The sequence below is a fragment of the Brevundimonas sp. UBA7534 genome (assembly GCF_002479325.1).
Taxonomy (GTDB): domain Bacteria; phylum Pseudomonadota; class Alphaproteobacteria; order Caulobacterales; family Caulobacteraceae; genus Brevundimonas.
Window position 1 is genome coordinate 1 of the sequence record NZ_DLMO01000094.1, and the last position, 9,908, is coordinate 9,908.

A 9,908-nucleotide genomic window follows, 5' to 3' on the forward strand; every position below is an offset into this window, starting at 1 on the left:
GGCTCATAACCTGAAGGTCGCAGGTTCAAATCCTGCTCCCGCACCCAGTGATACCCCACAGTCCAAGACTGTGGGGTTTTCTGCTTTCTGGGACCCGCTCAGCCCCAGCAGGACCGCCAAGCTGCCGTGGACCCGCAGGTCGAACTTGCCCAGCCCGTCCAGCGGGATGAAGTCCACCCGCTCGATCAGCCTGCGCAGCTCCCGACGCAGATCCTGGCCGGCGTCGCCCTCGATTGCCAGGTGCAGGTCCTCCGCCAGGCGACGATAAGCTTCGGCGACGTCAGGGTGCAGGCGCACCGTCTCCGTCGGCGCGACCTCGGAGAGGAGAGCGGTCAGCTCGTGTTGGCGCGTCTTCAGGGGTGTGGTGCGCGCCTTCAGGGTGTCTAGGTCGATGACCTCTTCCATGAACATGACCTGGGCCCGTTCCAGGCGACGGCCGATCTCGGCCAGCTCCTTCTCCATGGGCGCACGCTCGCGCTCGATCATCCGGCGGTGCTCGTCGGCCGCCTCCTGATAGCGCGTCACCGCCAGGGTGATGGCTTCGGGCGAGATCAGGTGTGTCTTCACGCCAGCCAGCACGCGGCGTTCCACCGTGGTCGCGGCGATGATCTTGCCGTTGGTGCAGGTGCCGCGGTCGCGGTTGGCGCTGCAGATATACTTGCCGCCGTTGAGGATCATGGCCGAGCCGCACAGGCCGCACTTCATCAGGCCCGAAAGCAGGCGCTTGGGCTTGCGCGCGTGGGCTGCTGGGATGGCGGAGAGCGCCGCCTTGCGGTTCTGCACGCGGTCCCATAGGTCTTCGTCGATTATGCGCAGGTGAGCGACCGGCTCGCGGATCCAGTCCTCCGGCGGGTTCAGCACGGATGAGCGGCGACCGGTGTCCGGGTGCTTGCGATAACGGCGGCGATTGAACACGCGCACGCCGATATAAAGTTCCTGATGCAGCAGGCCGTCGCCGGTGCGGCGGTCGCCATGGATGGTCGAGGGCGTCCAGGTTCCGCCGCGCGGTCCCGGCTCTCCGGCCGCGTTCAGGGCGTAGGCGAGGGCGCGCGGCGATTCCCCATCGGCATACTTCTCGAAGATGGAGGTGATGACGCCGGCCTGGTGCGCGTTGATGATTAGCTCGCCCTTGTCGCCCAGGTCGTAGCCGTAACAGCGGCCGCCACCACTGAAGCCGGCCTTCACTCGGGCGACCAGACCGCGACGAGTCTTCTTGCCCAATTCGACCAGGAACATCTGGTTCATGGTGCCGGACAGACCAACGTGCAGTTCGGAGATCCGGCCCTCGGACAGGGTCTCTAAGGTGACGCCATGAAACTGTAGCCGCTTGAAGACGTGGGCTGTGTCCTCCTGGTCTCGCGAGAGGCGGTCTAGCGCCTCGGTCAGGACGTGATCGAACTCTCCGCGCTCGGCTCCAGCCAGCAAGCGCTTAATGCCGGGGCGGTTGGCCAGGCTTGCGCCTGAAATTGCTTCGTCGGAGAAGGTGCGAAAATGCGTGAACCCACGCGCTTTCGCCGCGAGCTCTAGCGCCGCTAGTTGGTCTGTTGTCGAGCCCTTCTGCAGATCCGTTGAATGTCGCGCGTAAAGGGCGATTGGGCTGGTCTGTCTCAGGGTCATGCGATCGGCTCGCTCTAGGGAGATGAAAAAAGCGCTTGACAATGCCTGGCCTGGCAGCATACATGGATGCATTAGGCGCACTGTGTCTGCTTGACATGCGTGGCGGTATAGGTCATCTCTCCTGGCAAATCCAGCTAGGAGTACGTTGTGCGTGCTTGTCACCCATCGTCGGGAGTTCCCGACGTCCGTCCTGAAAGAGAATATTCCGTCCACCTCTGGGGAGGAGAGACCCTGCGTGTCCGGCTGCACGCGGAGGATTTGTCGGTAGTCGGCGAGTGCCTACGCCAACAGCGCGCCCTCGTAGGGCAACTCCTACTGGAGGACGAAGGATGTCCTGCCCTCGTCGGCGTCCTGGTTCCGGGCAATCGCATTCAATTGGTGGTCGATCGTGACGCCTGAGTCGAGAAACGCGTTTGCGCCGGAGTGGGCGCTCCAACCGAACACTTCCGCCCGGAAGGCGGGAGCGGATCGCCGGCGACCTGAAGCCTCGCTCGACGCCCTACTGCCAGTTATCGGCGTGTTGGTGCGAATGATCGTGATTCCGCCTGCGGAATACGCCGCTCAGGCGCAGTGAACCCAGGGCTCCGGCCCTTTCCCTAGGAGATTTTCGATGCCCTCGTCACGGCGAGACGATCCCGCTTTGCCCGATAACATCGTGCGCAGAGTTTTCGAGGAATACAGCCAAGGCCGCTCGCCAGGGGACATCGCCAAGATGATTTCCGGCGATGACCAAGCGCCCCCTCGTATCCGTCCGATCATCGTCTCGATTCCGAAAGACTCGAAAGGCCGGCGTGCGTTTGAAGCCGCCCTGCAGCGCCTGAACGAAGGAGGCGCCGATGAGCCGGGGAACTACTGAGATGGAAACCCGTGTTGTCTCGTGCCCGCTCCAGCAGGTGCTGGGCGATCGACGGGCCGTTGAACGCAAGCCCGAGGCGGAGAACTTCCACCCCGACGCCCAAGCGCATTTCCCTTTCATCTTGGCCGTCGCGCGTTTGGCCGCCCGAGCCAATAGCGGGAGGGCCGGCATGGTTGATTGTCCCATTTCCCTCTCGACTGCCGATTTGCCGCCGCCTGGATCCGCCGTCGCGATCTATGCGAGGAGTGCGTGTGCGCCTCAAGGAGCGGAGCATTCGGAAACCGCCTCTCAAATCGACCAGCTCAGCGAAGTGGCGCGCCGGCATAAATGGCACGTGGCGCTCGTGGCGGCGGACGCTGGACAAAGCGGCGCTTCCCTTGAGCGCGAGGGCTTGCAGGCGCTGATCAAGGCGGCGTCTTCCGGTCAGTTCGACCATGTCCTGGTTATGGAGACGACCAGGCTCAGCCGTTTGATCGCCGATCTGCATGTCCTCCAAAAGGCTGTGTTCGAGCCGCGCGGCATCCGCGTCATCACTATAGAGGCTGGTGGCGCCGAGGTTTCCAAGCCGCCCCAGCTTTACCTGCTCTGACTGACCGTCCTTTGAAGGCGAGCGCCGCGGTCAAACGCTCTGTTCGCCCCAATTCAACTTGCTCGAAGAGGAGCTTTGGCGACGGCGGCAGGGCCGTCCGTCGCGCCGCCTCGTCCTAGGCTTTGCGCGTCTATCCGTCCAACGCGACGCCGCCCGCATTCTCATTCACCCGACCAAGGCCCCCGACATGACGGATAAAACCCCGAGCCGCGACCTCGACTACGAGCTCTGGCGTCGGACCGAAGATCGCCGCGACGCTGCACGCAATTCCGACCTGCCGCCGCAGGACCAGAAACTGTTTTCGCTGGTGCTGAGCCTTGCCCGTCTGGCGGCCCGGCGTGACAGCCTGGACGGCGTGCGGTCGTGAGCATCTACAACCGAACGGAAATCCCCGGCCCGGGCGCGCGCGTGGTCATTGTGGCCCGCTTCTCCACCAATCAGCAGAACCCGCTCGGCGCCGATGACCAAATTCGGGTTCTGACGGAGGACTGCGAGCGCCAGGGTTGGGTGGTGATCGGCGCCTTCAAGGACGAGGGCAAGTCCGGCCGCTCCATCAAAAAGCGCACGGGCTATCTGGAAGCGATGGCCATGGCGGCGGCAGGCGAGGTTGACGTCGTCGCCGTCTTCCAGCTCGACCGGCTGGGTCGCGACGCCCGTGAGCTGCATGACGCCAAGAATCGCCTGGAGGATGCGAACGTCGTCATCTTCACTCACGACAAGGGCGTGATGGGACGCCTGGAGTTCGCTCTCTACGCCGAGATGGCGCAGATCGAGAGCGACAAGTTCGCCGAGCGGACGAACCGTGGTCGCCTCGCCGCCGCAGAACGGGGTAAGTTCCTGGGCGACGCGCCATACGGTTACGAGCTGGTTCCCGAACGAGACGAGAACGGCGAAGTGGTCGTCAATCGACGCGGCGTGCCGGTCCGCAAGCTCGCCCTGCATAGCGAGGCTTCAAAGGTGGTGCTGCGGGTCAACCTGGATTTCGACGCCGGGCTCAGCCCGCATCAGATCGCCGTCGCCCTGACCCGCGAGGGCGTGCCGACCCCCGAGGGTGGGCCGATCTGGCACCCCAACACGATCGTGGGCACGAAACGTTCCTTGAACGGGCTGTTGCGCAATCCTCTCAACGTCGGTCGCTACATCCACGGCAAGGTCCGTAACGAACGCGATCCGAAGACGGGCGAGTTGAAGAAGCGCAAGGCCAACGCCGCCGACATGATCGAGCACGATCGGCCCGACTTGCGCATCGTCCCGCAGGATGTGTGGGACCGAAATCAGGAACGATTGGCGGCCCGGCCTCCGTCGAAGCTGCGCGACCGGCGTCGCCCGTCCTATCCTCTTAGCGGTCTGGTCAAATGCGCCGTCTGCGCTGGCTCCTATGTGCAGGTCTCGACCACCATGGGCTGCTCCGCGCATCGCCTGAAGGCCTGTTCCAACAACCGACGCGTTCGCCGGCAGGATTTGGAGCAGGCCGTACTCAGAGGCCTGACCCAGCGCCTCGCCCAGCCGGATGTGATCGGCTGGTTCATTCCTCAATACTGTCAGGAGCGTGGGCCAGCCACCGACGCCGCGGCCGAGCGTCGGGCGCTGGCCGTGCAGAAGCTGGCCGATGTGAACGATGAGATCAACTCGATCCGCAAGCAGTTGAAGCTGGATCCCAAGCCGAAGACCCGCCAGTTCCTGAATGACGAGTTGGAGCCGCTGTTGGCCACAAAGGCGCAGTTCGAGAGAGAGGTGGCTCGCCCGGCGTCCCCGCCGGCTGCCAAGCTCACGACGGAGTTCGTGCTCGAGCGGTTCGAGGCCTTGCTTGAAAATCTTGGCGGCGCCTTGGAGGGCGACGAGCGTGACGCCGCCCGCGCGCGCGACATCATCCGCAGCCTGATCACCAGCGTGACGGTCGAACCCTTCGACGGTTACGGCGGCCGTCCGGACGGCAGGGGCGGGAAGGGCCTGCGCGTCTACGTCGAGGGCGAGATCAGTCGCCTGGTCGATCGCGCGACGCTCGAAACGAAGATCATGCATGTCCGTGGTGCCGGGGACATGCATGATCTTCCGCTCGCCACCTTCTGGTTCTACGTCGACCTCTTCCAGCCGCAGACGCCCGAGGAGCAGCAGCTCTGGCGGGACGTCGGCCTGATCGGCCGGATGCTGGACGACGCGGACTGGCCGATCCTGTTCAGCGAGATGATCGACGCCATGAACGACCGCGACGCCGAACCGTCGTCCGAGCAGCGGGAGGCCGATGAGACCCGCGCGCGGATCGCCCTGGCTCAGTACCGCCGGGGCAAGTGGGCCAGGGCGATCCGGATCGGCGGCACGCACGGCTGGGTCTGGGCAGAGCGCGCGATCACCGACGATGAGTGGCGCGAGCGCTTCCACCATCGGGACGCCATGGCTCGGCCGATCGGCATTCTCCGACTAGGAGCGCCGGAAGGGGCGGTGATCAAGATGAGCCACATGAGTCCGAATAGAAATCTGCCAGGAGCTTGCGACCCTGCGGTTCCGCCATCGCGTGGTGCTCTCTAATGAATCTACACAACTGCCGTGGCGTCGTAGGCGATGCCGTCTGGATCGAACGCGCGGTTCAACGGCCTCCCTGCCCTGCAGAAGGAGCTGGAAAATCTCCTGAAGATCAGTCCAGAGGTCGCGCTCGCGGAGACGGACGATCCTCTCAGCGACGTGGATCTGGCGGTCTTGTTGGCGGAGCCGGGGCCTCTGAGGGCGCTAGCCGCTCCGTCCGAAGCGGGGGGCGTGGTCCTCGGGCGGGGGCACCGATGTCGCGTTTCTTGCATTCCCCAGAACTGTGGGCACGATGTTCGAGAAGCGGCTTCTGCCGCCTCCCTTTCCCTAACATCCAAAGGAAACAGCATGTCGCGCTTTGACGCGGACGTGCGCTTTGTCGACCGTCTGAACGGTGACAAGGCGCCCTCGTCCATGACCCTCTCCGCCATTGTTCTGGACAAGGCCCCCGGCCTTGACGGAGTCGACTACGTGGCTAGCAACATCGTCTCGAAGGCCCCCGTCGGGGTCTTTCTGACACGGCTGGACGGCCGGGTGCGCAATCGAAACGAGATTTCCATTGAGCTGGCGCAGGGGCGCTGGGATCGCCTCTACCTCGCCCTTCTGGACGAGGAGGGGGCGGTGATCGCCTCCGGCGCGATCGACATGAAGGGCGGCGCCGCGCCCTCGGGCGCTATCGTCGCCCTCGTCGACGACATCACCCTCCATGAGCGGCGGCCGAACTGAGGATAATCGGATGAAGCGGTATCTCTATGACCTCTGCGCACAGCTGTGCGACGGCCGGATCGAGCGGCGCAGCCCCTGGATCAGCGATGAGTGGCTGGCCGCGGAACTCGCCAAGGATCCCAGCCTCGATCGCCTGGTCGATCTTCCCGAGGAATTCCTACGCGACGGCGTCACGTATCCCTTGCCCTACGAATAAGGCGTCTGGCTTCCCCGTCCAGAAATCCTGAGAGAAAATCGATGAACTCCAAGCCCTTTAACATCATCGACTGGATAAGGTGATCCGCGCCCTCCATCTCGCCGGGGACGGCATTCACGAAGCGGTCGAGAACGGTCTCGAAGTCGAGGTCGAGCAACTCGGCATAGTCCGCCAGGGCGCGGATACTCGCTCACACCACATCAACTGGTAGGCAGCACGCGGAGCACGCATGGCGCCGATAGCGGGGCGGCTCGATCAAGTCCGCCGCCGGCGCCCGCTCCTGAGCGGCGCCGGCGGCTCGTCGATATTCGTCGGTTCGAGGAAGAACTCGGAGATTGAAACCTGGAGCAGCGCCGCCAATCGATCCAGAAGATCGATCGAGGCGTTGCCGAGGCCTCGCTCGAGTTCGCTGACGTAGGCGCGATCGATGCCGGAATCCGCCGCCACACGCTCCTGCGACAGCCCGCGCTCCGTCCTGAGTCTTCTGAGATTCCACGCCACCAGCGCCCGGCCATTCATAGGCCGCAGGCGACAGGTTCACCGCGCGTTAAACCACGGGATATACCCTACGGATTAAACGGAGGCGCGGTCGAAGATGAACATCGGTCGGATGGGGTTGGTGAAATTTGCAAGTATGGGGAGTCTGATGGCGGTCCTAGCCGGTTGTGCGGCGGCTCAACCGGAGTACCGGATGATCCCTACCGCCGAGCACGGTGTCGGCGTTCGGTTCTCCCGTGGGGCTTCGGCGATGGTGTCGTATGGCCCGACCGGCGCAGTGATGCTGATCCCGGTGCGCTATAACAGCGCCTCGAAGCTGTACTTCGCCATAGCCGCCTTCAACTCGTCCGCCACGCCGGTGAACCTCGGCGCCGAAGACGTGCGCATCTACATGGACGGGACGCGGCCGTTGCGCGTGCAGGACTTCAACTACCTGCGACAGGAGTCCAAGCGGGCGGCCGAGCGCGAGATGGCGGCGGCCTGGGTGAGCGCCGGGCTGGAAGGCTACCTCGCCTATCAGGCTGCAGAAAATCATCCGCGCCGCACCGAGATCGCCTTCCGGCGCGTCAGCGGCGAACTCTACATGTCTCGCACCCTGATCGAGATGCAGCTTCGCCAGGCCATCGCCGAACGCGGCCGGCTCGTGCTCCAGACCACCACCGTCGACCCCGGCAGCCGCACCGGCGGCTTCATCTTCGCCGACCAGGTGGCGGTCCCCGACGGGATCATCCGTCCGATGACGGTCGAGGTGAATTTCGGCGGCTACCCCCACCAGTTCACGATCAATCTGGCCTCCTCCGCAACGGACGCGGAAGTGCCGACCAATATCCCCGCCGTGCCCGCCCAGCGTATGCAGGCCATGCAGCGCACGCCGGAGACCTGGCACTTCCGGGATGGGCCGCCGCCGTCAAAGGTCGATGGGATGGCGGTGATCGACTGAATTTGACTCGTAGTAGCGGCTCAGATCGTCCGCTCTCGGCAGAGAGTGTCTCACGGTAGGCTTGGACCTGATCGAGATCAGGTGTGAGCGGAACCCTGGCGCGTTCAACCTAGATTAGCGCCGGGATTCCCGGCGGTCAGGTGAAGTTGTCCAGGCGCTGCACGAACTCAAACGACAGAGTCGAGTCCTCCACCACGACATTGCGAACGCGGTAGGTGGCGACGTAGCCGGTCCGCGACTTTGGCTGATCATCATCGCCCATCTCGTCGGTCGTGAGGATGACGGTCTCGCCGGCGCGTATCGCCGCGATGAAGGGGCCCCATTTGGGGTCTGTCCCGACATGCGGATCCAGATAGGTCAGCGTGCCCTTGCCGGGCCGACACCAGCAGGCGTGAACGCAGGGCAGGCTTTGTCCCTTCCAATCCGCGAACCAGGATCCACGGTAGCCTGTCGGTTTGGCCATCGCGCCTCTCTCTCAAACTGTTGATGTATGGGTGACAGTGTCGTCTCCGGCGTCGCCGGTGCAATGAGAATCATACCACCTTGGGGTGACAAAGGCGGCGTAGTTCGCTGCGGACGACGCTGGGTCGTCGGCGGGCCGATAGGGGACGGGATGGCTAAGGGCGTCAGCGGATCGACGATCAAATCCTGGTTTCAGTATCGCTGTGAGCGAAAGACCCGGTACGAGATCATGGACCCGGAGGATCTCGCCGCTGTTCCGGTGGTGAAGGACGGCCGGGAGGAGTCCTGGGCGGTGCTCGGTGTGGAGTTCGAGGACCGCGTGGTGTCCCATCTCGCGCGGTCCACGGGGGTGCTGCGCCCCCGGGTCGCCAAGGAGGGATTGCTGGAGCGACTGGCTGTCGCCTTCCTGCGGGGCGAGGGTTCGGCCGAATATGCGGCGCAGGTGAATCTGAGGCCGAGGCGCACGGACGACGTTCTGGGTCCCGACAGCGATTTGCGGTTGCGACATAGCAAGTCGGACCTGATCCGCCGGGATCTCTCCGGTACGATCCCTGTCTTCACGGTGATCGACATCAAGGCGACTCGCGCGGCGCGTCCGTTCCACAAGGCCCAGGTCGCCTACTATGTCCGCCTTCTGGAGGCCGTGCTCAAGGAGATCGGCGCTCCGGGGATCGTGTCGCCCATGGGCGAGATCTGGCACATCGCGGAGGGTGGGGACGCCGCAGGCCATGCGCATGGCGTGGATGAATTCCTGCTCGCGCCCTATCTGAGGCAGGTTGACGACTTCTGTCGCAACACCTTGCCGGTGGTCGCGTCACGGACGGTGTCGAAGGAGGTCGACGACACCTTTTTCCACGTCTACTTCAAGTGCGAGCAGTGCGCCTACCTTCCGCACTGCGGCGATGCGATCGGCGCATCGAGACCGGCGGACAAGCGCGATCTCTCCGCGGTCGCCGGCTTGTCGCATGAGTCCAAACGCACCCTGCGGGCGGCGGGCATCCGCTCCGTGGCGCGACTGGCCGAGTCCTCGACGGGGGTCGGTAAGATGGACGGCGCGGGTTGGTCGCTCTCGAGGCGCGCGGACACCCTGATCGCGCGGGCCAGGGCGTTGCGGGACAATGCCCTGGGACCGGGCGTCGAGCCCCACACCTTCCTCATGCCGGGCAAGGTCGATGTGGCGCTTTACCTGCTCGCCGACCACGACCCGGTGGATGATGGTTTGACAACCCTGGGCTATCTGTATGTCGAGGACGGTGTCGCGCGTGAGCGGATCGTTGTGCTTCCGAGGTCAGATCGCGGGGATGAGGCCGACGCCCTGGTCAGCGTTTTCAGCCAGGTGATCGAGGATCTGACCGCGGTGGACATGCGCAACGAGGCCGCCGAGGCGCGTGGCGAACCGGGGCTTCAGGCGCACATCTTCCTGTATGAACCGAGCGAAGGGATCGCCCTGCAGAACGCCGTCGGCCGCCACCTCCGGGATCCGAGGATCCGCGGGGGGCTGCTG

At 64.5% G+C, this 9,908-nt stretch carries 12 protein-coding genes; 9 read left to right on the forward strand and 3 right to left on the reverse strand.

The window, feature by feature from the left end:
• Nucleotides 1–3 precede the first annotated feature (3 nt).
• Nucleotides 4–1,617 carry a recombinase family protein gene (locus B2U11_RS07050; protein ID WP_292070819.1) on the reverse strand — a complete coding sequence of 538 codons (1,614 nt, stop codon included), beginning with the start codon at nucleotides 1,615–1,617 and terminating at the stop codon, nucleotides 4–6.
• A 640-nt stretch (nucleotides 1,618–2,257) separates the two neighbouring features.
• On the opposite strand from B2U11_RS07050, the gene B2U11_RS07055 reads away from it, so the two are divergent.
• The 7 genes from B2U11_RS07055 (at nucleotide 2,258) to B2U11_RS07085 (ending at nucleotide 6,715) form a co-directional block, all read left to right on the forward strand.
• A complete protein-coding gene (locus B2U11_RS07055) occupies nucleotides 2,258–2,473 on the forward strand; it encodes a hypothetical protein (RefSeq protein WP_292070820.1) in 216 nt (71 codons plus the stop codon).
• Nucleotides 2,454–3,062 (forward strand): recombinase family protein, encoded by a 609-nt coding sequence (locus B2U11_RS07060; protein WP_292070821.1) that lies wholly within the window; start codon nucleotides 2,454–2,456, stop codon nucleotides 3,060–3,062. The genes B2U11_RS07055 and B2U11_RS07060 overlap by 20 nt, the downstream gene beginning before the upstream one ends.
• A gap of 187 nt (nucleotides 3,063–3,249) precedes the next feature.
• Nucleotides 3,250–3,429 carry a hypothetical protein gene (locus B2U11_RS07065; RefSeq protein ID WP_292070822.1) on the forward strand — a complete coding sequence of 60 codons (180 nt, stop codon included), beginning with the start codon at nucleotides 3,250–3,252 and terminating at the stop codon, nucleotides 3,427–3,429.
• A 50-nt stretch (nucleotides 3,430–3,479) separates the two neighbouring features.
• Nucleotides 3,480–5,588 carry a recombinase family protein gene (locus B2U11_RS07070; protein ID WP_292070830.1) on the forward strand — a complete coding sequence of 703 codons (2,109 nt, stop codon included), beginning with the start codon at nucleotides 3,480–3,482 and terminating at the stop codon, nucleotides 5,586–5,588.
• Nucleotides 5,589–5,930: 342 nt separating this feature from the next.
• Nucleotides 5,931–6,308, forward strand: coding sequence for a hypothetical protein (locus B2U11_RS07075; RefSeq protein ID WP_292070823.1), 378 nt, complete (start codon nucleotides 5,931–5,933; stop codon nucleotides 6,306–6,308).
• A 10-nt stretch (nucleotides 6,309–6,318) separates the two neighbouring features.
• A complete protein-coding gene (locus B2U11_RS07080; RefSeq protein ID WP_292070824.1) occupies nucleotides 6,319–6,504 on the forward strand; it encodes a hypothetical protein in 186 nt (61 codons plus the stop codon).
• A 79-nt stretch (nucleotides 6,505–6,583) separates the two neighbouring features.
• A complete protein-coding gene (locus tag B2U11_RS07085; protein WP_292070825.1) occupies nucleotides 6,584–6,715 on the forward strand; it encodes a hypothetical protein in 132 nt (43 codons plus the stop codon).
• Nucleotides 6,716–6,759: 44 nt separating this feature from the next.
• Here B2U11_RS07085 and B2U11_RS07090 read toward each other — a convergent pair whose 3' ends face one another.
• Entirely contained in the window at nucleotides 6,760–7,005 is a 246-nt protein-coding gene (locus tag B2U11_RS07090) for a helix-turn-helix domain-containing protein (RefSeq protein ID WP_292070826.1), read from the reverse strand.
• Nucleotides 7,006–7,195: 190 nt separating this feature from the next.
• On the opposite strand from B2U11_RS07090, the gene B2U11_RS07095 reads away from it, so the two are divergent.
• Nucleotides 7,196–7,942, forward strand: a complete 747-nt coding sequence (locus B2U11_RS07095; protein WP_292070827.1) for a hypothetical protein — start codon at nucleotides 7,196–7,198, stop codon at nucleotides 7,940–7,942.
• Between the two features lie 136 nt (nucleotides 7,943–8,078).
• Here the strand turns inward: B2U11_RS07095 and B2U11_RS07100 are convergent, their stop codons facing one another.
• Complete coding sequence (locus B2U11_RS07100; protein ID WP_292070828.1) at nucleotides 8,079–8,405, reverse strand: hypothetical protein; 327 nt, start codon at nucleotides 8,403–8,405, stop codon at nucleotides 8,079–8,081.
• Between the two features lie 228 nt (nucleotides 8,406–8,633).
• Here B2U11_RS07100 and B2U11_RS07105 point away from each other — a divergent pair.
• On the forward strand, nucleotides 8,634–9,908 hold a 1,275-nt coding region (locus tag B2U11_RS07105; protein WP_292070829.1), incomplete at its 3' end, for a hypothetical protein.

Excerpts from the sequence above, each read along its gene's own strand:
- B2U11_RS07065 (WP_292070822.1), top strand. The coding sequence starts at position 3,250 with ATGACGGATAAAACCCCGAGCCGCGACCTCGACTACGAGCTCTGGCGT.
- B2U11_RS07075 (WP_292070823.1), top strand. The coding sequence starts at position 5,931 with ATGTCGCGCTTTGACGCGGACGTGCGCTTTGTCGACCGTCTGAACGGT.
- B2U11_RS07050 (WP_292070819.1), bottom strand. The coding sequence starts at position 1,617 with ATGACCCTGAGACAGACCAGCCCAATCGCCCTTTACGCGCGACATTCA.
- B2U11_RS07100 (WP_292070828.1), bottom strand. The coding sequence starts at position 8,405 with ATGGCCAAACCGACAGGCTACCGTGGATCCTGGTTCGCGGATTGGAAG.
- B2U11_RS07080 (WP_292070824.1), top strand. The coding sequence starts at position 6,319 with ATGAAGCGGTATCTCTATGACCTCTGCGCACAGCTGTGCGACGGCCGG.
- B2U11_RS07060 (WP_292070821.1), top strand. The coding sequence starts at position 2,454 with ATGAGCCGGGGAACTACTGAGATGGAAACCCGTGTTGTCTCGTGCCCG.
- B2U11_RS07095 (WP_292070827.1), top strand. The coding sequence starts at position 7,196 with ATGATCCCTACCGCCGAGCACGGTGTCGGCGTTCGGTTCTCCCGTGGG.